The sequence below is a fragment of the Pseudarthrobacter sp. HLT1-3 genome (assembly GCF_059383535.1).
Window position 1 is genome coordinate 19221 of the sequence record NZ_JBWZCJ010000005.1, and the last position, 23578, is coordinate 42798.

The following is a 23578-nucleotide window of genomic DNA, read 5'->3' on the forward strand; positions in this document are numbered from 1 at the left end:
TTAGAACGTCTTGCCGGTGGAGCCGAGCTGCTGGGCAGCTTCCACGACGCGGGCCGCGAGGCCGGCCTCGGCAGAGGCGCCCCAGACTCGGGGGTCGTACAGTTTCTTGTTGCCGACCTCGCCGTCGACCTTCAGCACGCCATCGTAGTTGCGGAACATGTGGTCGGCAACGGGACGGGTGTAGGCGTACTGGGTGTCGGTGTCGATGTTCATCTTGATCACACCGTAGGAGACGGCGTCGGCGATCTCCTTCTCGGAGGAGCCGGAGCCGCCGTGGAAGACCAGGTCGAACGGGTTGGCCTTGCCGATCTTGGCGCCGACCTGCTCCTGGATGTCCTTGAGGATTTCCGGGCGGAGCTTGACGCCGCCGGGCTTGTAGACGCCGTGCACGTTGCCGAAGGTCAGCGCCGTGATGTAGCGGCCGTTCTCGCCGGAGCCGAGGGCCTCGATGGTCGCGAGGGCGTCCTCGACGGTGGTGTAGAGCTTGTCGTTGATGGCGTTCTCGACGCCGTCTTCCTCGCCGCCGACGGTGCCGATCTCGACTTCGAGGATCATCTTCGCAGCAGCGGTGCGCGCGAGCAGTTCGCGGGCGATGCGCAGGTTCTCGGGGAGGGTCTCGGCCGAGCCGTCCCACATGTGGGAGCTGAAGAGCGGGTTGCGGCCGGCCTTGACCTCGGCTTCGGAGGCTGCCAGCAGCGGCAGGACAAAGCCGTCGAGCTTGTCTTTGGGGCAGTGGTCGGTGTGCAGGGCGATGTTGACGCCGTAGTTCTTGGCGACTTCGCGGGCAAACGCGGCGAAGCCGAGCGAACCGGCAACCATGTCCTTGGTGGAGGCGCCGGACCAGTACGCGGCGCCGCCGGTGGAGACCTGGACGATGCCGTCGGACTCGGCCTCGGCGAAGCCGCGGAGGGCTGCGTTAAGGGTCTGGGAGGAGGTGACGTTGACGGCGGGGAACGCGAAGCCGCCCGTCTTAGCGCGGTCGATCATCTCGGAGTAGATCTCTGGGGTTGCAATGGGCATGCTGACTCCTAAAGTGAATTTCGTCTGCGGGCTGGGTTGACCCTGGAGTGAACCTCGTCGGCTACGAACCATCCTAGCCATTCCCGGCGCCGGGCAGTGTTTCCGGTCACGCCGGACCTGTAATATCGCACGCTTACGCGCTGCTGGCCCCCTGGGCGCCTCCGCTCCGGCGGCTGGCCCGGCCCGCTACCCCGGGAGCTGGTTGAAGCCGTGCCGGCGGATCCAGGCGTGCATAGCGATGGCCGCGGCCGAGGCGGCGTTGATCGAGCGGGTGGAGCCGAACTGCTCGATCGACAGGGTGTCCACGGCCGCTTCATGGACCTCGGGGGACAGTCCCGGGCCCTCCTGGCCGAACACCAGCACGCAGTCCTTGGGCAGTTCGTAGGTTTCCAGCGGAACCGAGTCCGGGAAGATGTCGATGCCGATGATCGCCAGCCCCTCCCCGTCCGCCCAGCTAACGAAGTCCGCGACGGTCGGGTGGTGGCGGATGTGCTGGTAGCGGTCGGTGACCATGGCCCCGCGGCGGTTCCACCGGCGTCGCCCGATGATGTGCACTTCCTTGGCCAGGAACGCGTTGGCGCTGCGCACGACGGTGCCGATGTTCATGTCGTGCTGCCAGTTTTCGATCGCGATGTGGAAGTTGTGGCGCTGGGAGTCCAGATCCGCCACGATCGCTTCATGCTTCCAGTAGCGGTACTTGTCCACCACGTTGCGCCGGTCCCCGTCCGCCAGCAGGTCCGGGTCCCAGTGGTCGCCCACCGGCAGTTCGCCTTCCCAGGGGCCGACGCCGACCTCCGGCTTGGGCTCGGCCCCCGCCTCGGCCCCCGCTCCCGCCTCCGGCTCCGGCTCCGCCTCGGCCACGGCTCCGTCGGCGTTCCCGGTCCCTTCCGCGGTCAAAGCGCCGGTACGGGTTTCGCTGGGCATCTCGGGTTCAGTCACGACTCAACATTAGACTGGGACTGGCATCGGCACCTTATCGGCGGAGGACAGCATGGCGGAGCAGCAGGCAGACCACAGGCACGACCCGGACCAGGTGCGCTCATCGAAGTCGGTGTACCGCAGCGGCCAGGAGATCGAATGCTGGCTGACCGACATGGACGGGGTCCTGGTGCACGAAAACCAGCCCATCCCGGGCGCCGCCGACCTCATTCAGCGCTGGGTGGATACCTCCAAGCGCTTCCTTGTCCTGACCAACAATTCCATTTTCACTCCCCGGGACCTCGCGGCACGGCTGAAGAGCTCGGGCCTGGAAATCCCCGAGGAGAATATCTGGACCTCGGCCCTGGCCACCGCCCAGTTCCTCAAGGACCAGGTCCAAGGCTCGGATTCGGGCAACCGCGCGTACACGATCGGTGAGGCGGGCCTCACGACGGCGCTGCACGAGGCCGGTTTTATCCTCACCGACCAGGACCCGGACTTTGTGGTGCTCGGCGAAACCCGGACCTACTCCTTCGAAGCCATCACAATGGCCATCCGGCTGATTCTGGGCGGCGCGAGGTTCATCGCCACCAACCCGGACGCCACTGGCCCCTCAAAGGACGGTCCGATGCCTGCCACCGGCGCCATTGCGGCGCTGATCACCAAGGCGACCGGCCGGGAGCCGTACATTGTGGGCAAGCCAAACCCGATGATGTTCCGCTCGGCGATGAACCAGATCGACGCGCACTCGGAAACCACGGCCATGATCGGTGACCGGATGGACACCGACATCATCGCAGGCATGGAAGCGGGGCTGCACACCGTCCTGGTGCTCAGCGGCATCACGCATAAGGACGACATCGCCGCGTACCCGTTCCGGCCCAACCAGATCCTGAACTCCGTGGCCGACCTGAAGAACCAGATCTAGGACACCACCCTAGAAGGCGGTCTTCCTGCCTCCGCCAGAGGGCAGCGGGAAGAGTTCGTCCTGCAGTTCCTCAATCACCGGCCGGTAGACGAACGGGTTCCAGCCCGGGCTGGCGTGCGCCGGACGGGCACCATCGGTCCGCAGTGAGCCGGATGCCATATTGTCCTGGAAGGTCAAAGTCCAGGAGTCCCGGGCGCTCTCGTAGTCCACGGTCCGGTCGCGGGGGTTGCCGATAAAGGCCATCCGCGTCCCGCCGAGCTTTCCCGCGAAGCGGGTGCCATCGAAGTGGTAGATGTAGGCGGACTCGGACTGGATGAGCACGCTGGAGGGCGCGATCGGCGAGAGCTGTTCCAGCGTCTGGTCCAGGACCTGGCTCCAGCTGCGCTCGTCCTTGTGCAGCACCCGTTCGCCGAGTTCGTAGCCGCCGCGCAGCACCGAGGGGAACCGGTAGCCACTCTCGTAGAGGAACACCACCCCCTCAAACCAGCTCTGGTCCAGCACGTCGAATTTGCTGTACGGGCTGGAATCCAACAGGATGAACGCCACCTCGATGCCATGAAGCTCCCGGATCCGGGCGGCGACCTGGGTTGCCACCATGCCGCCGAAGCTGTGGCCGTAGAAGTAAAGCTTGCTGAGCTGATGGGCCCGCGCATGCTCGACCACGGCGATCACGATCTGGTCAATGTCGATGCCCTCATTGGAATATCCGACGGCGGCGAGCTGGCCACGCTTGTTCAGCGCCCCGCGGAGCGCGTTCAGGATCCACAGGGCCTCCTCCCAGCTTGTCTTGTAGCCGGGGAAAAGGAACCAGCTGGCGTTGGGGAAATACTTCTCCGCTGTCTCGTCAGGCACCGTGAGGATCTTGTGGACCCGCCGCTCGGCCTGCACGCGCCGGGTTAGCAGCATGTCGCCCGCCAGGACCGAGGCGGCGCCTGCGCCGATCAGGAAGGCGCGCCGGGAGAATCTCTTCAGTTCGGCGGCATGCTGAAGTACGCGGGTGGCGTCGGCATCGCCGACGCCGCCTGCATCCTCAACTTCCGGCTCACGGGGCACATCTCTACCGTAGCCACCGGCCAACCCTGACAGAAAACGCCGCCGGATAACGGCTTGGCCACAGGGCGTTAGACCGGTTCCGGCTCCCGGCCTGCTACGGAGCGGAGGCCGGTTGCAGGCTGGGCCGCTTCGAGTTCCGCCGCGCCCGGGCCGGATTCGACGCCATGTTCGCGGCGGCTGATCTCAAGGCCGATTTCGTCATAGGTCGCGCGGAGCTGCGAGCGGGCCATGTCCGCCGGATTGTCCAGCAGCCCGAACACGGAGTCGCTGGCAGCCAGCAGTTCGTCGTGGGAGTAGACGGCCAGCGGCCGGGTTCCGGAGGGGTCAAGGGACGCGGTGAATTCCGCCGAGAGATCAAGCGGCGGCAGCGCGGAGCCGGCCTGTTCCACGAAGGGGTTCAGCTCCAGCGAGACGCCGGCGGAGCTGGGCAAAGCGCCTGCCGTGTCGACGAGCGCTGCGGCGCCGTCCAGCGCGTTGAGGTCGTTGCGGAGCCCTGCGAGGGCCGCGGATTCAATGAAGGACGCGCTGCCCAGGTTAACTCGAATGTGTGATGTGATGCCCAACCGGCGGATGCGCTGGAACAGCTGCATCAGGGTAGGGCGGGAGTGCTGGGTGAGACTCCCCCGGACATCGATCCGGACGAGATCCGTGGCGATGTCGAGTTTGACTTGAGCATTCAACGATTGGTCCATAGGTACTCCAAAAGAGGGTGTCTATGGCCGACGGCTCAACCTCAGACAGCGTAGCGGCCGCCGGGTATGCGCACAAGCCCGCCGGTCCGTCGCTGCGGATTCAGCCGAGCTGTCGCCGGTCCGGTTCCTCGAAGTGCGTCCGGGACGCGGCGCCGCCCACGGACTGGACCAGGGAGGCGGCGATCTCCCGCAGCTTGACGTTGCCATTGTTGGACGCTTCCGTAAGGATCCTGACCGCCGTCTCCTGGTTGCAGCGGTTCTGCGCCATGACAATCCCGACAGCCATGTCGATCACGGTTCGGGACTCGAGCGTGGCCCGGAGATTGCTGGCACTGTCGGCGTGCAGCGAAAAGCGGACGGCGAGCCGCAGTGCCTGCGAGATTTCCCGGGTGTAGCCGCGCGCCCGGGCGGCCACGTCGCCGTCGAACTTGTGCGGCACATCTGAATACAGGTTCAGCGCCGCCTGCGCCTCACCCTGCAGATGAAAGGGCACGGACAGCACGGAGCGCAGGCCGTGCGCGGCGACCGCACTGGCATAGTCCGGTCCCCAGCGCTCCTCGTCAAACAGATCCGGAACGTAGACCTCGCGCTCCTCCTGCGCCGCCGTCAGGCACGGGCCCTGCGAAAGCCGGTACTGGATTTCATCCACTTCCCGGGCGGAGTCGCTGCTCCAGCCGATGGTCGCGGCCTTGCGGTCCCGGAGCAGCGTGATGCCGCACAACGCGTCGTCGCCGGCACCTGCCACTTGGTGGGCCGAGAACCGGGCCAGTTCATTGAGAAAGTCCTCAAAATCAGCGCTGTCCAAAATAAGGTTCTGGATCTGGTCAAGAGTGCCGACGGGTTCAGTACCGAGGATTTCTTCAGGAAGGAGCATGGCGCTTAGTCTCCGGAGGGGTCAGACGGATATTCAAGAAATCATAATTGACGGGCAATCCACGGTCCACCCGCGTCCGCTCAAGGACGAATCGACTAGTTGAGGCCGAGTTCGTCCTTGCCGAAAGCAAAGAGGTAGGGGACACCGGCTTCTGCTTCGATCTTTTCCTTGGCGCCGGTGTCGCGGTCCACGATCACGGCGACGGCGACGACGTTGCCTCCGGCCTTGCGGACGCCCTCGACGGCGGTCAACGCGGAGCCGCCGGTTGTGGACGTATCCTCCAGCACCAGCACCCTGCGGCCCTCGACCGAGGGGCCTTCAACCTGGCGGCCCATGCCGTAGGACTTCTGCGCCTTGCGGACCACGAAGGCGTCCACGGTGCGTCCGGCGTCCACAGCGGCATGCATTACCGCGGTGCCCACCGGGTCGGCACCCATCGTGAGCCCGCCAGCACACTCGAAGTCGATCCCGGCGTCGTCCAGCAGGGAAAGCATGACCTGGCCGACAAGCTTGGACGCCTCGTGGTGCAGTGTGATCCGGCGCAGGTCGATGTAGTAGTCGGCCTCGGCACCGCTGGAGAGGATCACCTTGCCGCGGACGACTGCCAGCTCCTTAATCAGTTCAAGCAGGCGGGCTCGGGCGGCAGCGGTGTCAGCTGCAGGGGCGCTGTTGGCAGTCATGGGACCCAGTTTAGTGGCTTCGCGGTACCGGTTCCCCAGCCGGCCCGTTTGATGTCGGGACGCCAGCCTGCGTGTGCCCGCAGGGGCCCGCGGCCCCCTGCGGGCCCTGCGCCGGCAAACCCCTCGGGTCTTTGTCCTCTAGGAACCCCTGCCGGGCAGGAGTCCGATGGAATCATGACGGCAGGAACGGAATCCTCCACCCGCTGGCCGGCCATCCGCAAAGACGTCGGCAGCTTCCGGGTCCGGCCGAACCTGGTGGACTATGACGCTGCGTGTGCCGCGTTTTCCTGGGACGAAGCCCGCCACCAACTGTCCGGGCTGCCCGGGGGCCGCGGCGTCAACATCGCCTATGAGGCGGTGGACCGGCACGCGGCCGGCGGTCGCGCCGGGCATGAGGCACTGCGGTTCGTCCGGGCCGACGGCAGCAGCCATTCGCTGACTTTCGCCGAACTCGCAGAGCAAACCAGCCGTTTTGCCGGCGTGTTGCGCGGCCTCGGTATCGGCCGCGGCGAGCGTGTCTTCTCGCTCACCGGCCGTGGCCCGGCGCTTTACATCGCGGTGCTCGGGACCCTCAAGAACGGCAGCGTCTTCTGTCCGCTGTTCTCCGCCTTCGGTCCCGAACCGGTCCGCCAGCGGCTGCAACTCGGGTCCGGCCGGGCCCTGGTGACCACCCGGGCCCTCTACCGCAAAAAGATTGCCCACCTCCGCGACGCACTCCCGGAGCTCCGGCACGTCCTGCTGACGGACGCCGACGGCCACCCGGAGCCGGGGACACTGGACCTCGCCGCACTGATGCGCGCGGCGCCGGCCAACGGCGAGATCGCCGCAACGCAGGCCGAAGACATGGCCCTGCTGCACTTCACCTCCGGCACCACCGGAACCCCGAAGGGCGCCATCCATGTGCACGACGCCGTGACCGCCCACCACGCGACCGGCACCTCCGCGCTGGATCTGCACCCGGAGGACGTCTACTGGTGCACGGCCGATCCCGGATGGGTCACCGGAACCTCGTATGGCGTGATCGCGCCCTTGACCCACGGGGTCACGACGATCGTGGACGAGGAGGAGATGGACGCGGACCGCTGGTACCGGATCCTCGCAGAACAGCACGTGACCGTCTGGTACACCGCCCCCACGGCGCTGCGGATGCTGATGAAGGCCGGCGCGGACCGCGCCCGGGGCCATGACCTGTCCGCCCTGCGCTTCGTCGCCAGCGTGGGCGAACCACTCAACCCCGAGGTCGTCGTCTGGGGCCAGCAGGCCTTCGGCCAGCCCGTGCACGACAACTGGTGGCAGACCGAAACCGGCGGCATCATGATCTCCAACTTCGCGGCCACCGAGATCCGCCCCGGCTCGATGGGCCGGCCGCTGCCCGGCGTCGGGGCGGGCATCGTGGCCCGGGACGCCCAGGACAAACCGATTATCCGCGACGGTGAGGCGGTCCTCGTGGCAGAGCCGGACACCGTGGGCGAACTGGCCCTGCGGCCGGGCTGGCCGTCGATGTTCCGCGGCTACCTGCACGAGGAGGAGCGCTACCGCCGCTGCTTCGCGGGCGGCTGGTACCTCACGGGCGACCTCGCCAAGCGCGACGCCGACGGGTACTACTGGTTCGTCGGACGCGGCGACGACGTCATCAAGTCCTCGGGACATTTGATCGGCCCGTTCGAGGTGGAGAGCTCGCTGATGGAACACGAGGCCGTGGCCGAAGCCGGTGTGATCGGGGTACCCGACCCGGTGGCCGGCGAGGTGGTGAAGGCCTTCGTGGAACTGCGGCCCGGCTGGGAGCCGTCCGAGCAGCTGCAGCTGGACATCATCGGGTTCGCCCGCAAACGGCTCGGCCCGGCAGTGGCGCCCCGGCTCCTGGACTTCACCCCGAGCCTGCCCCGGACCCGCAGCGGCAAGATACTCCGGCGGCTGCTCAAGGCCCGCGAACTCGGCCTGCCGGAGGGAGACACGTCCACCATCGAGACCCCTTCGGCGACGGCGGGCGCGCCGCCGGTGTCGGAACCGGCGGTCCCCACCCCGGGTGGCTTTCCCCAGGCGGTCCCACCGGACGACCAACCTCCGGGGGCGCAGCCATGACGGGCCCGCTCGACCCGCCGGCCCGTACCCTGGACCCGGCCCACGGCCGCCACCTGCTGCTGCAGATGCTCCGCGTCCGCCGGCTCGAGGAAAAGTGCGTCGAACTGTACAGCGCCGCCAAGATCCGAGGTTTCCTGCACGTCTACATCGGCGAGGAAGCAGTTGCGGCTGGCGTCTTGGAAACGCTGGCTCCGGAGGACGCCGTCCTCGCCACGTACCGGGAACACGGCCACGCCCTGCTCCGCGGGGTCTCCGCCGGGTCGATCCTGGCTGAGATGTATGGCCATGTCGAGGGCTGTTGCCGGGGCCGGGGAGGGTCCATGCACCTGTTCGACGCCGCCACCCGCTTCTACGGCGGGAACGCGATCGTCGCCGGCGGCCTGCCGCTCGCGGTCGGAATGGCGCTCGCGGACAAGATGTTGGGTCGTTCCCGCGTCACGGTGTGTTTCTTCGGCGAGGGTGCCGTCGCGGAAGGTGAATTCCACGAAAGCCTCAATCTCGCCGCGCTCTGGCAGTTGCCTGTGCTGTTCTGCTGCGAAAACAACCTTTATGCCATGGGGACGGCGCTGGGCCGCTCGGAATCCCAGACGGACATTGCGCTCAAGGCCGCCAGTTACGAGATCGCGGCGTGGGCCGTGGACGGCATGGACGTCGTCGCCGTCGAAGACGCCGCCCGCCACGCCGTCGAGGCGGTCCGCGCCGGCGGCGGACCGCATTTCCTGGAGCTGCGCACCTACCGTTTCCGGGCCCACTCAATGTTCGACCCGGAACGGTACCGTGACAAAGCCGAAGTCGCCCGCTGGGTCCAGCGCGACCCCATCAACCTGCTGCGCGCCACGTTGGAGGCCGCCGGCCAGCTCACCGCCCAGGAGTGGGAACAACTGCAGTCCGACGCCGACGCGGAGGTTGCCGCCGCCGTGGAGTTCGCCGAGGCGGGGACGCTCGAACCATTGGAGGACCTCACCCGGTTTGTCTACAGCGAGCGCGGCGGGGACGGCGGACCGACCACGGAAAGCGGGCGGAACGCGCGATGAAATCCAGCTACCGCGAGGCGCTCCGGGCCGGGATCCGGGACGCGATGCTCCGCGATGAACGGGTCTTCCTGATGGGCGAGGACGTCGGGTCCTACGGCGGGTCCTTCGCCGTGAGCCTCGGGCTGCTGGAGGAGTTCGGCCCGGAACGCGTCCGCGACACGCCGCTCTCCGAGTCCGGCTTCGTTGGCGCGGGAATCGGGGCGGCCCTGGCGGGAATGCGTCCCATCGTGGAGATCATGACCGTCAATTTCAGCCTGCTGGCGCTGGACCAGATCGTCAACAACGCGGCGAGCCTGCTGCACATGTCCGGCGGACAGTTCAATGTCCCGATCGTGATCCGGATGACCACCGGCGCCGGCCGCCAGCTCGGCGCCCAGCACTCGCACAGCCTGGAAGGATGGTTTGCCCACATCCCCGGCCTGCGCATCCTCGCCCCCGCCACCCTGGCCGACGCCCGCGGCATGATGTGGACCGCGCTGCAGGATCCCGACCCTGTGCTGATCTTCGAGCACGGCTCGCTCTACAACGTGACCGGGGAACTCGACGACGACGCCGGCCCCGTGGACATCGATACCGCCGCGATCCGGCGGACCGGCAACGACCTTTCACTCATTACCTACGGCGGAACGCTTCCCGCGGTGCTCGACGCCGCCGACCAGCTGGCAGCCGAGGGCATCGACGCCGAGGTGCTGGACCTGCGCACCCTGCGGCCGCTCGACGAGGCCGCCATCCTCGCCTCCGTCCGCCGGACCCACCGCGCCGTCGTAGTTGACGAAGGGTGGCGCAGCGGCAGCATCTCCGCCGAAATCAGCGCCCGGATCACCGAGCACGCCTTTTATGACCTGGACGCGCCGGTGGGCCGGGTCTGCAGCGCCGAAGTGCCGATCCCCTACTCCAAGCATCTGGAACTCGCGGCCCTCCCGTCGGTTGACCGGATCATCACCGCGGCCGGGCAGGCGGTCGGGGCCGGTGGCTGATTTCCTGATGCCCTCCCTCGGCGCCGACATGGAGCACGGCAAGATCGTCGAATGGCTGATCAAGCCCGGCGACTACGTCCGCCGCGGCGACCTCGTGGCGGTCGTGGACACGGACAAGACCGTGATGGATGTTGAGTCGTTCCAGGAAGGGGTGGTCGCGGAACTGCTCGTTGACCTCGGCGAAACGGTGCCAATCGGGACCCCGCTGGCCCGCATCACCCAGACACCGGCGGAGGTCGGGGTACCGCTGCAGGAGGCTCCCGCTCCCCCGGTCCGGGCCGGGGCCGCCGTGGGGGCGGCCGGATCCGGGTCCGGGTCCGCCCAGGCCGCCGTCGTAGGCGAAGCCCCGCCGGTCGCCCCTCCGGTGCGGCACCTGGCACACCGGCTGGGCGTCGATCCGGCCAAAATCCGCGGCACCGGCAAGGGCGGCGCCATCACACGGGCCGATGTGGAGCACGCCGTGGCTGCCGCCCCGTCCCCAGCCGGCCGGGTGCGGGCCACCCCGAGGGCCCGGCGGCTCGCCGCCGAAGTCGGCGTCGACCTTTCCAACGTCAGCGGAACCGGACCTGACGGCGCCGTGACCGTGCCGGACGTGCAGCGCGCCCGGGGCAGCGCGCTGGCAGGTCCACGGGACAACCCAGCGGAGGCGGCGGTCCCCGGGGCCGGCGCCCCAGCGGCGACGGCCCCGGCAACGGCCTCCGCAGCAGCAGCGGCCACCACACCAGCAGAGCCGGTGGCCGGTACCGCCGGAACGGCACCCGCGCGGGAGGAACCCTCTCCGGCGGCGCCGTCCGCCGGGAAAACCACAGAAGCCGGCGAGCGCGTCGCGAGCCTGCGCCGTGCCATCGGCGCCCTGATGTCACGTTCGAAGAAGACCATCCCGCACTACTACCTCAGCACCACCCTTGACCTGCGTGCCGCCGTCGAGTGGATGCAGTCCGTCAACGCGCAACGGCCGGTGGCCTCCCGGCTGGTCCCTTCCGCGCTCCTGCTCAAGGCCGCGGCGCTCGCGGCCAGGGAAGTACCGGAGGTCAACGGCTTTTTCGATGACGACGGCGGCTTCCGGCCCAGCGCGTCCGTGCACCTCGGGGTCGCCGTCGCACTGCGCCGGGGCGGCCTCGTGGCCCCCGCCATCCATGACGCGGACACCCTGGCCGTGGACGAGCTGATGGAACAGCTCCGCGACCTCGTCAGCCGCGCCCGGGCCGGGCGGCTGCAGCGGGCCGAGATGGCGGATCCCACCATCACGGTGACCAATCTTGGGGATCTGGGCGTGGAGAGCGTTTTCGGTGTGATCTATCCCCCGCAGGTCGCGATGGTGGGCTTCGGCCGGGTGATGGAACAACCGTGGGCGCGGAACGGGTTGCTGGGGGTCCGGCCTGCCGTGATCGCCACCCTCTCCGCGGACCACCGGGTCAGCGACGGGCTGCGCGGCGGCCGCTACTTGACCCGAATCGACGAGCTGCTGCAGAAGCCGGAGGAACTGTGAACCAGGCGGGATTGTGCAACGGGAGGAAATCATGAATGAACAGGACGCCCGGGCTGCGGTGCAGGCCGCGCTCGGCAAAGTGGCACCGGACGTGGACCTGGCCGGGCTGGACGAGGGCGCCCGGCTTCGGCAGGACCTCGAACTCGATTCGCTGGATTTCCTCCGTCTGGTCGAAACGATCGACACGGCCACCGGCGTCGACATCCCGGAGCGGGACTACCCCGAAGTGGCAACCGTCAAGGGGCTGATCGGCTACCTCGCCGTGCACGGTTAGGAGCGGTTCTATCCGCCGGCATGCCCGGGGCCGTGCGCATATTCCAGCTCGACCAACCCGGCGTCGCAGGTTTTAGAGCTCTGCAGCCTCAGCAGCGTCGGATCCTGGCCGGCGGGGAACACGCCGCGCCCGGCGCCGATCGCGACGGGCATCACAACGAGCCGAACGCCGTCCACCTCGCCGGCTGCGAAGAACGCCTCGCTCAACGTCAGGCTGCCCCAGAGCACAATCGTGCCCTCGACGTCGCGCTTGATCCGGCGGATCGCCTCGACCGCGTCTCCGGATTCAATCGTTGCCGCAGGCAGGTCACCCCACGGGGCGTTCTTGAGCCGGCGGGAAAACACAAAGCGGCGGAGACCGTTCAGCGCAGGCGCAATCACCTCCCCCGCCGATGCCGGAGTGGGCCAGAAGTCGACGAACATGCGGTACGTGTTTGCACCGAGCACCATGGCGTCCACGGTGTCGAGCCATGCCAGCTGGTTTCGGTCGAATTCCGCTGTGCCGCCTTCGAGCATCTCGTAGGCGGTGAATTCGTTGTTGGCGTTGGCCGCGAATCCGTCCGCGGTCACGAATTCCTGGACAACCAGTTGCCCCATGATCAGCTCCTCGACTCTGCTGGGTACGCTGCGCTACGATCGCTGCGGGGTGCGCCGGGCAAAGGCGGGCGCGTGTTCGGGCCGCGGGCCGAAGGCGACGAAACGCGGCAGCAGCTTGCCTATGGCCGGGATGTGCCTCCCGACAGACAGCAGGACGGCCGGCGCCCCGGACCTCTTGCCGGTCATGATTGGTCCGAACACCAGGCGGTGCATGACCCGCTGCACGGCTTGGACAATGACGGTGGGCAGCTGCCGCCGTCGTTGCACCTTCGCCAGGTCCTCGCGGGAGACCCGGCCCCGAAGCAGCGCCGGGGCCAGGCAGTCCGCGGCGGCGACGGCGTCCTGGATGGCAAGGTTGATCCCGACGCCGCCGGCTGGCGACATGGCGTGCGCGGCGTCGCCGATGCAGAGCAGTCCGTTGATATGCCACTGGCGCAGCCGGTCCAGGCGCACGTCCAGCCAGTGCAGATCCGCCAGCGAAGCGATGGCGTCCACCCGGTCCGCAAGGTCCGGGCGGAGCGCCGCGACCCGACGTCGGAAGCCCTCGACACCCTCGGCCCGAATCCGTGCGTCCGTGCCTTTCGGTGCCAGATATCCCATCTGGTAGTAGTCGGTCCGGTTAAGCGCGATCATGGCCTCACCCCGACCGAACGCGGGGATGATGCCCGCCACCGCACCCTGCTCGGCGGCATGGCGCGGCAGGCGGAACCACCAGGTGTCGAAGGGCACCGGGTACTCCCGCGGCGCCAGCCCGGCCTCGCGGCGAAGGGTGGAATGGCGCCCGTCCGTAGCGACCACCAGGTCAGCCCGGAATTCGCCCTCCGCCCCCTCCGTAGTCCGGTAGCGCACGCCGGTCACCCGGCCACCGTTGCGGACCAGCGCCGTGGCCGCGTGATTCATTCGCAGCGTAAAGGACGGTTCCGCAGCGGCGGCGTCGGCCAAGAAGGTCAGGAAGTCCCACTGCGGCATCATGGCGACGTAGTTGTAGGGCGGCGGCAGCGCATCGAAGTTGCCCATCGTCACCGGTGGCCCGCCCGGCACCGGGAAGGCGACGCTGTTCAGCTTGCTTTGCGGGAGCTGGCGGAATTTCTCGCCCAGGCCCAGCTCGTCGATCAGCCTGATTGTCGAGGCGTGGACGGTGTCGCCGCGGAAGTCCCGGAAGAAGTCGGCGTGCTTCTCCAGCACCGTCACATCTACGCCTGCCCGGGCCAGCAGCAGGCCCAGCATCATCCCGGCCGGCCCGCCGCCGACCACCACGCACCCGGTCGTCTCCATGGCCATACGCTACGCCTGCACCGGGCACCGCGGGAGAGGTTTTCGCAGCGGAACCGGGCCCACGCGGCGGAACCGGGCGTGCGCGGCGCATCCGGGCGTGCGCGGCGGAACCGGGCCCGCGCGGCGCATCCGGGCCCACGCGGCGGAACCGGGCCCACGCGGCGGAACCGGGCCCGCGCGGCGCATCCGGGCGTGCGCGGCGCGATCTACCCTGCGCGTGGGGTATTCGGGCCACGCACGCAAAATCGCGCCGCGCGGGACCATACCCGCAGCGCCGGCCGGCCGGACATAGTTGAGCCCGGTTGACACGGCTGGCTAGGCTTTGAGGCATGCGCGAACTCCAGGCGAAAATCATTGAAGAAATGGGCGTCCAGCCCACGATCGACCCAGCCGAGGAGGTGCGCAAACGCGTCGCGTTTCTCAAGGACTACCTCAAAACGACCCACACCAAGGGCTTTGTCCTGGGAATATCCGGCGGGCTAGACTCGTCGCTCGCCGGTCGGCTGGCCCAGCTTGCCGTCGACGAACTGACCGCCGAAGGGGTGGACGCGAACTTCGTTGCCGTCCGCCTGCCCTATGGCGTGCAGCATGATGAGCACGATGCCCAGGCTGCCCTGGACTTCATCCAGGCCAAGACCGAGTGGACGTTCAACATCTCCGCCGCAGTGGACGGCTTCGAGGACGAGTTCGAAAAAACCGTGGGCAACGGAATCTCCGACTTCCACAAGGGCAACACCAAGGCCCGCACCCGGATGATCGCCCAATACGCCCTCGCCGGCGAGCACAACTACCTGGTCATCGGGACGGACCACGGCGCGGAATCGGTCACCGGCTTCTTCACCAAATACGGCGACGGCGGCGCCGACATCCTGCCGCTGTTCGGCCTGAACAAGCGCCAGAACCGCGCGTTGCTCGCCGAGCTCGGCGCGGAGGCCCGGATCTGGGAGAAGGTCCCCACGGCGGACCTCCTCGACGGCCAGCCCGGCCGGACCGACGAGGACGAACTGGGACTCAGCTACGACACCATCGATGACTACCTCGAGGGCCACGACATCCCCGTGGCCGCAGCCGAGCTGATCGAACAGAAGTACCTCCGCACCCGGCACAAGCGCACCGTACCCGTCACCATCTTCGACACCTGGTGGAAGGAACCGGGCCGAGGATAGCGGCCGGCCGGGGGCACTTTGAACCCTCACGGGCCCGTCTCGGTCCCACCGGGCGGCGGTTCCGTGTCAATGTGCCCCGGGACGGCAACTCCGGTGCACAGCCAGGGTCTCGGCTACCGAAACCCTGCGGGATCAGAACGATCTTGCCCCGGAGGTGACCTGAGCGGCTGATGCCCAGCGCCCGCGCCGCCTCGACGAGTGCGACGCGCTCCTGGATCGCGAAGCGGAGCCGTCCCTCGGCAGCCAGCCTGGCAGCTTCCGCCACCCGCCCATCCAGCAGCCGGACCGGCGCTATTCCGGCGGCGTTCGCTTCCTGCCCGGGTACGGTGGTGACTGCCTTGACGTGTCCGCCCAGCAGGGCGACGGCGGCCGCCGTCATTTCTTCCCCGCCGACGGCGTCCACGACGGCGGTGACGCCACCACCCAGGGAGCGGACCCGCTCCACGAGCCCCTCGCCATAGGCCACGGGTTCGCGCCGAGCCCGCGCAGACAGTCATGGTTGGGCTCTGAAGCGATGCCAATGACCCGGGCGCCGAGGTCCCGCGCGATCTGGACGCTTGCCGAGCCGACGCCACCTGCCGCACCGTGGATCAGGACCGTGTCCCCCGGTCCAACCCCCAGCGGGGCCAGGATGGAATACATTCCCGGCGCGGTTTGGGCCCGCTGGCTGCCAGCGCAGCAGAGGCCGGTCGGACGCAGGGGCTGGCGGTGGCCAGCGTCAACGATCCCCTGCGGGACCCCAGTCCCATTTCAAGAAGCGACGCTGGACTCCTGGCCGGCAATGCAGCCGACCGGGGGCACTTTGGAACCCCGGTGGGCTGTGCCGGACCCAAATGCTGGCGTGTCAGTGTCAAAATGCCCCGTGACGGTCGTCTCCGCCGCACCCACACGCCCGAAGTGCCCTGCGAGGAGGTCAGGCGCCGCTGGACATGCCGGACCGCCCCGCGAGGAGGTCAGGCGCCGGTGGGCGAACGGGTCAGCAGCGTCGAGATCCGGTGTGCCTCCTCCATCAGCAGGCGGCCCAGCAGTTCCTGCCGCTCGCCCTTGAACCGTGGTTCGATTCCGGTCAGCGACAGGGCCCAGGCGGGGCGGCCGCGCTGGTCGAAGACCGCGGCCCCCATCCCCCAGCTGCCCTCCAGCACCAGCCCGGGGTTGACCGAGTAACCGGTCTGGCGCGTCGTTGCCAGGTTCTCCCGGACCAGGGCCTCGGTGTGGGCCGCCGCGAAATGGCCGGCATGCGCAGCCCAGTCCCCCAGGAGTTCCTCCTGCTCCGGCTCCGGGAGGAAGGCCATGATGGCGGTGCCGGCGGAGGCGACCCCGAGCGGGAACCGGACTCCCTCGTGCAGCACGAAGGACCGCACCGGGAAGCTGCCCTCCTCCCGGAGCAGGCACACCGTTTCGGCGCCGCGGCGGATGGAGAAGAACGCGCTTTCCCCGGTTTCCTCGGCGAGCCGGCGGAGGCTGGGCCGGGCAATGTCCTCAAGGGGGAAGCGGGCTGAAGCCACGGAACCCATCAGCAGGATCTCCGGACCCAGCACCCAGTTGCCGCTGACCGGATCCTGGTCCAGCAGCCCCTCGGAGGCCAGCGAGGAAAGCAGCCGGTGCACGGTGGGGCGGGTGAGCCCGGATTCCCGGACGAGTTCCACGAGCGGCGAACCCTCCGGTTTCCGTCCGACAATGCGCAGCAGGGCCGCGACACGGCTGACGACTTGTGCGCCCTGGACCGGTAATGAAGCCATCTTTTTCCTCGGACTTTGCGTTAGATGCACCCAGGCAATCCATATTATGGACACTCGCCAGTATACAGTCCACACTGTAAAAACGGCACTGTTGAGGCGGAAATCGTCCATTGACAGCCGCTATTTCGGCACCGTAGGCTCCAACAGCAGAGGAACAGTCCACAAAGTGGATTGGGTCAAGAACTCAATGAGGAGATGCGATGTCAAAGCTGAAATCGGGTGCGGCCGCCGCGCTGCAGGACGTACTGCGGGACGGTATGACACTCGCCGTCGGGGGCTTTGGCCTCAGCGGCATCCCGGCTGATCTGATCGAGGCCGTGCGCGACTCCGGCGTCAAAGACCTCACGGTGGTGTCCAACAACATGGGCGTGGACGGCAAGGGCCTCGGCATCCTGATCGAAGCCGGACAGGTCCGCAAGGTCATCGCCTCCTACGTGGGCGAGAACAAACTCTTTGCCGAGCAGTACCTTGCCGGCAAGCTGGAGGTGGAATTCACCCCGCAGGGCACGCTCGCAGAGCGCCTCCGCGCCGGCGGCGCCGGCATCCCGGCGTTCTACACCAAGACCGGCGTCGGCACCCTCGTCGCTGAAGGCAAACCGCTCGCGGAGTTCGACGGCGAGACCTATGTCCAGGAACGCGCCATCAAGGCCGACGTCGCCCTGGTGCACGCGCACACCGCCGACACCGACGGCAACCTGATCTACCGCTATACCGCGCAGAACTTCAACCCCGTCGTCGCCGCCGCGGGCGCCGTGACGGTGGCCGAAGCCGAAGTGATCGTGGAACCCGGCCTGCTGGACCCGAACCACATCATCACCCCCGGCGTCTTCATCCAGCGCCTCGTCCAGGCCACCGACCGAGTCAAGGACATCGAGCAGCGGACGGTTCGCCCCCGCGCCGAGTCGGCGAAAGCAGCCGAAACCGCCGACGCCGCATCCGTTCCGGCCTGAGCGCCGCCCCTACTTTCTTCAGGAGAATCATCATGGCTTGGACCCGGAATGAAATGGCCGCCATCGCGGCCGAAGAACTGAACGACGGCGACTACGTCAACCTTGGCATCGGCATCCCCACGCTGGTCGCCAACAACCTGCGCGACGGCGTCCGCGTCGTCCTGCAGAGCGAGAACGGCCTGCTCGGCATGGGACCGTTCCCCTACGAGGGCGAGGAGGACGCCGACCTCATCAACGCCGGCAAGCAGACCGTCACGGTCCTGCCCGGCGGCAGTATCTTCGACTCCGCCGCCTCCTTCGGCATGATCCGCGGCGGGCACGTCAAGGTCGCCATCCTGGGCGCCATGCAGGTTGCCGGGAACGGTGACCTCGCCAACTGGACCATCCCCGGCAAAATGGTCAAGGGCATGGGCGGCGCCATGGATCTCGTCGCCGGCACGCCGCGTGTCGTGGTCCTCACCGAGCACAACGCCAAGGACGGCACCGCCAAGATCGTGAAGGAATGCACCCTGCCCCTCACCGGGCTGAGCTGCGTTGACCGGATCATCAGCGACCTCGCAGTCTTTGACCTCGACAAGGTCGACGGCGTCCGGCAGCTCACGCTGACCCGCCTCGCCCCGGGCGTCACCGTGGAGGAACTCCGCGGGAAAACCGAAGCCCGCTTCGACGTCGCCCCATCCCTCGCCGCAACCCCCACCCTTGAAGGAGCCACAGCATGAGCCTGCGCGAACAGTTCGGTAAAGATGTCCTGCTGACCGGCTGGGGCCACAGCCGCTTCGGCAAACTCACGGACGAGACCCTGGAGTCCCTGATCGTCCAGGTCGCCACGGAGGCGATCGGCAATGCCGGGATCGAGCCGGGCCGGATCGATGAGATCTACCTGGGCCAGTTCAACTCCGGCATGATGCCGCTGGCCTTCCCGTCCTCGCTGGCCCTGCAGGTCTCGGAGCAGCTGGCCAACGTCCCCTCCACCCGGGTCGAGAACGCCTGCGCCTCCGGGTCGGCCGCGTTCCAGCAGGGCACCAAGTCGCTGCTGGCCGGGACCGCGAAGACTGTGCTCGTGATCGGCGCCGAGAAGATGACGCACGCCGGCGCCGACGTCGTCGGGGCGGCACTGCTCGGCGCGGACTACGACATGGCCGGCAAGGCCTCCAGCACCGGCTTCACCGGGCTCTTTGCCGAGGTGGCCAAGCATTACGAAAAGCGCTACGGACCGGTCTCCGATGTCCTGGGCACCATCGCCGCGAAGAACCACCGCAACGGTGTGGACAACCCGTACGCCCAGCTTCGCAAGGACCTTGGCGAGGAGTTCTGCCGGACCGTCTCGGACAAGAACCCGATGGTCGCCGACCCGCTGCGCCGTACCGACTGCTCGCCCGTGTCCGACGGCGCCGCCGCCGTCGTGCTGTCGGTCTCGCCCACGGGCGGTGCCACTGCCCCGGTGCGGCTCGCCGGCTTCGGCCAGGCGAACGATTTCTTCCCGGCTGAGCGACGCGACCCCACTGCTTTCAGCGCCACCCGGGCCTCCTGGCAGCGCGCGCTGGGGATGGCCGGCGTCGGGCTTGAGGACCTGGACTTCGCCGAGGTGCACGACTGCTTCACCATCGCCGAGCTGCTCATGTACGAGGCCATGGGGCTGACCGAACCGGGCCAGGGGGCGCGCGCCATCGAGGAAGGCTGGGTCTTCAAGGACGGCAAGCTGCCCATCAACGTCTCGGGCGGACTCAAGGCCAAGGGCCACCCGGTCGGAGCCACCGGCGTCTCGCAGCACGTCATCGCCGCGATGCAGCTCACCGGCACCGCCGGCGGCATGCAGCTGCCCACCGCCCGCCGCGCGGCCGTGCAGAACATGGGCGGGGTTGGCATCGCCAACTACGTCAGCGTCCTCGAAGCCGTCTAGCCACACCAACGCGGGGTCAGATACGGCCGATGCCGGGCGCATTGATGGACCGTATCTGACCCCGCGTTGGCCGTGTGCCCCCTGTCTTTGGTGCCGCGGTTCCCATAGGATTCCAGAGGGCCAAAATGCGTTACCGGCGGCCGCCGGACCACAAGGAGGTGGCGGATGCCCACAGGACCACCCAGTGCATCAAGCAAGTTCCGGGCGCCCGAGCCCGTCGGCCAGTGGGTTCACCGTACGAGGCTGACGGAGATGCTCCACTCGGACCGGAAACGGCGGCTCGCGTTGATCCATGCCCCGGCCGGATTTGGCAAGTCGACCCTGGCCGCCCAATGGATGGAGATCCTCGCCGCCCAGGGCCTCGTCACGGTCTGGTTGTCCGTGGACCGGGATGACAACAACACCATCTGGTTCCTGTCACATCTGCTTCAGGCAATCCGCAAAGCCCGTCCCGGACTTGACGAGGAACTGCAGCAGTTGCTGGAGGAGCGGCCCGACGACGCTGAGCAATACGTGGTTCCCGCTCTCATCAACGCCATCGATGAGGGCGGCCAGGACATCGTCATAACCCTGGATGACTGGCATCTGGTCACGGAGCCCAGAACCAGGGCGGTCGTGGAACGGCTGCTGGAAGCCGGCGGCTCACATTTGTCCTTTATCATCACCAGCCGCAACCGGTCGGGCCTGCCCCTGGGCCGGCTGATGGTGCGGGACCAGCTGATCGAAGTGGACGCCGTCGCGCTGCGTTTCGATGAAAACGAGTCCCAGGACTTCCTGGTCGGCATCAACCGGCTCGATCTGGATGCGGGGGACGTGGCCAGCCTCCACCGGACGACGGAGGGCTGGATCGCTGCGCTGCAACTGGTCTCGCTGTCCCTCAGGGACCACCGCGAGGCCTCAGACCTGATCGAGCGGCTCTCCGGCAGGCACGCGTCCATCGGTGAGTATCTCGCCGAAAACGTCCTCGACACCCTGGACCCCGAAACACTGGATTTCCTCCTGATGACGTCGGTTCCGGAACGCCTCTGCGCGGGGCTGGCGTCCGCGCTCTCAGGAGTGGAACTGGGCCAGGCCATGCTGGAGAAGATCCAGGCGCAGGATCTTTTCCTGCAACCGCTCGACGACGACGGTACGTGGTACCGCTATCACCACCTGTTTGAGGACTACCTGCGCCGCCGTCTGGAGCGCGACTTCCCGGGCCGGACCAGGGAACTGAACCTGGTCGCTGCCCGCTGGTATTCGGAAAACGGATTCCCCAGCGACGCGGTGGACCATGCCCTCGCTGCCGGGGACGTGGAGCTCGCGGTGGAGATCGTCGAACTCCGCGCGATGTGGCTGGTGGAGCACTCGAGCATGTCGACCCTGCTGGCACTTGTCGGCAAGATCCCGGCCGACCATGCGGCCGGGCAGGCCCGGCTCCAGACGGCAATAGCCTGGGCCCATACACTGCTGAACCAAGCCGGGGCGGCGCAGAGAGCCTTGAACCTGGCCGAAGCCGTGATGCCCGCGGATGCGACGCTGACCGAACACGACCGTTTTGAACTGGGCGTCGAAGGGCTCGTGGTTCAGAGCTGCATCGACATGTACGGCGACAGGGTAAATCATGTGGATGAACTGGACGGGAAGTGCTTCGCCCAGGCCGAGCTGCTCAGGCCCTGGATCGTCTCGGTGGCGGCGAACGTGTCAACGTTCAAGAAGATCCACGACAGCGAATACAGTCTCGCCTTGGAACAACAGCGCTGGGCGTCGAAGTTCCACGGCCTGACTTCGGGTCCTTTCAGCGGCGTGTACGGACACTGTTTTGCTGGTCTTGCCGCCTACGCCCTGCTCGATCTGGAACGGGTGGACGAGCACTTCACCGCGGCTGTGGAACTCGGCCGGGGCAAGGCCGGACGATACTCGCATGCGGCCCGGCTGGCGGGGGCGATGATGGGCCAGCTCCTTTATGAACGCGGCGAACTCGATAAGGCCGAGAAGTTACTGGAGGAAACCCGCGAGCTGGGTTCCGAAGGCGGGGTGGTGGACTTCATGGTGTCCACGTACGCCACGCTGGCAAGAATAAAGGCACTCCGGGGGGACACTCCACGGGCCCGGGAAATACTCGATGAAGGCGATCTGGTGGCCGACAGCCTCGGCCTGGACCGGCTCAAACTGGTCATGAATCTGGAACGCGTGCAGTTGGGAATCGGCCCGCGGTCTACCAACGAAGAACCGCGCGGTGACTTCCTGGGCGCCGCAGTGGCCCAGGAAGCGGCGGACACCATCGGACCGCGGCTGGAAGGGCTGGCGGAAACCAAGCACCAGATCCGGCTGGCCACGCAGCTGCGGTCCGCCCTGGCTGACGCCGGGCACGAGGGCCCGGCTTCCCCCAGGCAACTGGCCACGGTGGAAGGCGCCCGCCGCTTGCTGTCGCGGGCGACAGCCTATTTGGGACCGAGGGCGGAGCTTAATGCCCGTATCCTGCTGGCGGCGGCGCTGGAGCGGGCGGGGAACCGGGAGGAAGCCGAAACGACACTCTGGCCGGCCCTGGAGACGTGTTCGAGGCTGGGCCTGGTCCGGCCCGTGCTCGATGGCGGCGCAGGCTGCCTGGAGCTGGTGCGCGCGATCTCAGCCAGGCTGCGGCGCGAACCCGCCCCGGAGCAGGTCAGCCATGAGTTGCCGCGGTTCCTCAGTATCCTCGTCCGGCTGGATTCCCAGGCCAAGACCAGCCGGGATTCCGGCTGGTCTGCAGAGCCGGTCCGTCCGGTCACCGGCGCGGGCAGCATCTCCGTGCCGGAGCCGGGCCTGTCGCAACGCGAACAGACCATCCTACGTCTGGTCGAGGAGGACAGGTCCAACCGCGAAATCGCCCAGGAGCTGCATCTGGGCATCAATACAGTCAAGTGGTATCTGAAGAGCCTGTTCAACACGCTCGGCGTCAGTGACCGCCGGGCCTGTGTCATAGAGGCCCGGCGCCGGCACCTGCTCCCACCTAAGTGACCACCACGGCAGTTAGCCCAGAGTCTCCAGTCGGGCCAGCACGCCCTCCGGTGATGCGGCGCTGGGGAGCTCGCCCAGGTAGAAGTCCCCGGCAGGGAGTTCCATGTCCGGCTCCAGCCAGAACCGCGCAGGGATGTAGGCGCCGACCGCAGCCTCGCCCTGCAGACGCACCCGGTCGTCGTCGAGCTGCCCCAGCGTCCAACGGTAGTTGCCGGCAAGGTTCGCAATCGGGGTGTAGGCCTCCAGCGGGACGTGCACGCTGCAGGCGGCGCCGGCAGGCGTCCTGTTGTCCAGTAGGAGTCCGGCGATGGGCAGCCCGGCGAACGCCCGCAACCAGTCGCTGACATACATGGAGGCATTCTCGGCGTTGTCGGCGTCGAGGTCGCTGCTGTCCCCGGCGCCCGAGAAGTGGTGCGTGCCCGTTAGCCAGACCATCGGCGACGGGATGCGCAGCACCACCGGCTGGCGGGCCGTCTTGGCGAACACGTTAACGAAGTCCAGCACCGCCCGGTTGAGGTCATCGTTTGCCAGCAATGTCCTCAGCGCGAAACCTGTCCGGGATCGGGCCGCCATCTCAGTTTCGAGTCCGGTGTTGCCGGCCGTTAAATGACCGTACAGCCGGTTCAGGTCCAAGAGCGCGGCGTCGGGCCGGAGCAACCCCTGTGCCTGGGCGAAGAAAGCCGCGTAAGCAGTGGGGTTGTCCCAGGGGACGGGCCCGCCCCGAAGAATCACGGACGCTGCGTACTCGTGGTGGTCGAACAGCACCGCCTTCGGCCTTCCCGACGGAGGGGAGGCAACAACGTTGGCGAGGGTGGTGGCAGTGGAAGTGGTCATGACGTCTTTCTCCAAACATTGGCTGCTAGCGGCCTTCAGCGCCGCACCGTCCTGGCTGGGGAGGATGCGGCGCTGAAGGCTTCTTGAGGTGGGGCGTCCCAGGCCGGGACGTACCCCT

The 23578-nt window shown here is 67.7% G+C and carries 22 protein-coding genes; 11 read left to right on the forward strand and 11 right to left on the reverse strand.

Annotated elements, in window-relative coordinates:
• Positions 1-1020, reverse strand: a complete 1020-nt coding sequence (fbaA, locus tag AC50X9_RS05885; RefSeq protein WP_494891287.1) for a class II fructose-bisphosphate aldolase — start codon at positions 1018-1020, stop codon at positions 1-3.
• A 186-nt stretch (positions 1021-1206) separates the two neighbouring features.
• Positions 1207-1959 (reverse strand): TrmH family RNA methyltransferase, encoded by a 753-nt coding sequence (locus AC50X9_RS05890; protein WP_494891289.1) that lies wholly within the window; start codon positions 1957-1959, stop codon positions 1207-1209.
• A gap of 52 nt (positions 1960-2011) precedes the next feature.
• On the opposite strand from AC50X9_RS05890, the gene AC50X9_RS05895 reads away from it, so the two are divergent.
• The gene (locus tag AC50X9_RS05895; protein ID WP_494891291.1) at positions 2012-2866 is read left to right on the forward strand and encodes an HAD-IIA family hydrolase; all 855 of its coding nucleotides are present in this window, start codon (positions 2012-2014) and stop codon (positions 2864-2866) included.
• A gap of 9 nt (positions 2867-2875) precedes the next feature.
• Here the strand turns inward: AC50X9_RS05895 and AC50X9_RS05900 are convergent, their stop codons facing one another.
• The 4 genes from AC50X9_RS05900 to pyrE all read right to left on the reverse strand — a co-directional run bounded on the left by AC50X9_RS05900 (position 2876) and on the right by pyrE (position 6165).
• Complete coding sequence (locus AC50X9_RS05900) at positions 2876-3919, reverse strand: thioesterase domain-containing protein (protein ID WP_494891293.1); 1044 nt, start codon at positions 3917-3919, stop codon at positions 2876-2878.
• Positions 3920-3987: 68 nt separating this feature from the next.
• The gene (locus AC50X9_RS05905; RefSeq protein WP_494891295.1) at positions 3988-4599 is read right to left on the reverse strand and encodes a hypothetical protein; all 612 of its coding nucleotides are present in this window, start codon (positions 4597-4599) and stop codon (positions 3988-3990) included.
• A gap of 112 nt (positions 4600-4711) precedes the next feature.
• Complete coding sequence (locus AC50X9_RS05910) at positions 4712-5485, reverse strand: GAF and ANTAR domain-containing protein (protein ID WP_494891297.1); 774 nt, start codon at positions 5483-5485, stop codon at positions 4712-4714.
• 95 nt (positions 5486-5580) lie between these two features.
• Positions 5581-6165 carry an orotate phosphoribosyltransferase gene (gene pyrE / locus AC50X9_RS05915; RefSeq protein ID WP_494891299.1) on the reverse strand — a complete coding sequence of 195 codons (585 nt, stop codon included), beginning with the start codon at positions 6163-6165 and terminating at the stop codon, positions 5581-5583.
• Positions 6166-6339: 174 nt separating this feature from the next.
• Here pyrE and acsA point away from each other — a divergent pair, with 174 nt between their 5' ends.
• The 5 genes from acsA to AC50X9_RS05940 are packed head-to-tail and all read left to right on the forward strand — an operon-like array spanning position 6340 to position 12021.
• Positions 6340-8247 (forward strand): acetate--CoA ligase, encoded by a 1908-nt coding sequence (gene acsA / locus AC50X9_RS05920; RefSeq protein ID WP_494891301.1) that lies wholly within the window; start codon positions 6340-6342, stop codon positions 8245-8247.
• Entirely contained in the window at positions 8244-9281 is a 1038-nt protein-coding gene (pdhA, locus tag AC50X9_RS05925; protein WP_494891303.1) for a pyruvate dehydrogenase (acetyl-transferring) E1 component subunit alpha, read from the forward strand. The genes acsA and pdhA overlap by 4 nt, the downstream gene beginning before the upstream one ends.
• A complete protein-coding gene (locus tag AC50X9_RS05930; RefSeq protein ID WP_494891305.1) occupies positions 9278-10258 on the forward strand; it encodes an alpha-ketoacid dehydrogenase subunit beta in 981 nt (326 codons plus the stop codon). The genes pdhA and AC50X9_RS05930 overlap by 4 nt, the downstream gene beginning before the upstream one ends.
• Positions 10251-11747: a dihydrolipoamide acetyltransferase family protein gene (locus AC50X9_RS05935; protein ID WP_494891307.1), complete on the forward strand. Its 1497-nt coding sequence runs from the start codon at positions 10251-10253 to the stop codon at positions 11745-11747. Before AC50X9_RS05930 ends, AC50X9_RS05935 begins: the two co-directional genes overlap by 8 nt.
• A gap of 31 nt (positions 11748-11778) precedes the next feature.
• On the forward strand, positions 11779-12021 hold the full coding sequence (locus tag AC50X9_RS05940; RefSeq protein WP_494891309.1) for an acyl carrier protein: 243 nt from the start codon (positions 11779-11781) through the stop codon (positions 12019-12021).
• An 8-nt stretch (positions 12022-12029) separates the two neighbouring features.
• Here AC50X9_RS05940 and AC50X9_RS05945 read toward each other — a convergent pair whose 3' ends face one another.
• Together AC50X9_RS05945 and AC50X9_RS05950 are read right to left on the reverse strand one after the other, a co-directional pair.
• Positions 12030-12617: a dihydrofolate reductase family protein gene (locus tag AC50X9_RS05945; protein ID WP_494891311.1), complete on the reverse strand. Its 588-nt coding sequence runs from the start codon at positions 12615-12617 to the stop codon at positions 12030-12032.
• A gap of 33 nt (positions 12618-12650) precedes the next feature.
• Entirely contained in the window at positions 12651-13892 is a 1242-nt protein-coding gene (locus AC50X9_RS05950) for an FAD-dependent oxidoreductase (protein ID WP_494891313.1), read from the reverse strand.
• Between the two features lie 329 nt (positions 13893-14221).
• Between AC50X9_RS05950 and nadE the strand changes: the two genes are divergently transcribed.
• Positions 14222-15058 carry an NAD(+) synthase gene (gene nadE, locus AC50X9_RS05955; RefSeq protein ID WP_494891315.1) on the forward strand — a complete coding sequence of 279 codons (837 nt, stop codon included), beginning with the start codon at positions 14222-14224 and terminating at the stop codon, positions 15056-15058.
• Here nadE and AC50X9_RS05960 read toward each other — a convergent pair.
• A complete protein-coding gene (locus AC50X9_RS05960; RefSeq protein WP_494891317.1) occupies positions 15015-15524 on the reverse strand; it encodes a zinc-binding dehydrogenase in 510 nt (169 codons plus the stop codon). The genes nadE and AC50X9_RS05960 overlap by 44 nt on opposite strands.
• Before the next feature lie 487 nt (positions 15525-16011).
• Complete coding sequence (locus tag AC50X9_RS05965; RefSeq protein WP_494891319.1) at positions 16012-16797, reverse strand: IclR family transcriptional regulator; 786 nt, start codon at positions 16795-16797, stop codon at positions 16012-16014.
• 200 nt (positions 16798-16997) lie between these two features.
• On the opposite strand from AC50X9_RS05965, the gene AC50X9_RS05970 reads away from it, so the two are divergent.
• The 4 genes from AC50X9_RS05970 (at position 16998) to AC50X9_RS05985 (ending at position 22626) form a co-directional block, all read left to right on the forward strand.
• On the forward strand, positions 16998-17747 hold the full coding sequence (locus tag AC50X9_RS05970; RefSeq protein WP_494891321.1) for a CoA transferase subunit A: 750 nt from the start codon (positions 16998-17000) through the stop codon (positions 17745-17747).
• 32 nt (positions 17748-17779) lie between these two features.
• The gene (locus AC50X9_RS05975; protein ID WP_494891323.1) at positions 17780-18466 is read left to right on the forward strand and encodes a CoA transferase subunit B; all 687 of its coding nucleotides are present in this window, start codon (positions 17780-17782) and stop codon (positions 18464-18466) included.
• Complete coding sequence (locus tag AC50X9_RS05980) at positions 18463-19647, forward strand: acetyl-CoA acetyltransferase (RefSeq protein WP_494891325.1); 1185 nt, start codon at positions 18463-18465, stop codon at positions 19645-19647. The genes AC50X9_RS05975 and AC50X9_RS05980 overlap by 4 nt, the downstream gene beginning before the upstream one ends.
• Before the next feature lie 165 nt (positions 19648-19812).
• Positions 19813-22626, forward strand: a complete 2814-nt coding sequence (locus tag AC50X9_RS05985; RefSeq protein ID WP_494891327.1) for a helix-turn-helix transcriptional regulator — start codon at positions 19813-19815, stop codon at positions 22624-22626.
• Positions 22627-22638: 12 nt separating this feature from the next.
• On the opposite strand, the gene AC50X9_RS05990 is transcribed toward AC50X9_RS05985, so the two are convergent.
• Positions 22639-23460: a hypothetical protein gene (locus AC50X9_RS05990; protein ID WP_494891329.1), complete on the reverse strand. Its 822-nt coding sequence runs from the start codon at positions 23458-23460 to the stop codon at positions 22639-22641.
• Positions 23461-23578 lie beyond the last annotated feature (118 nt).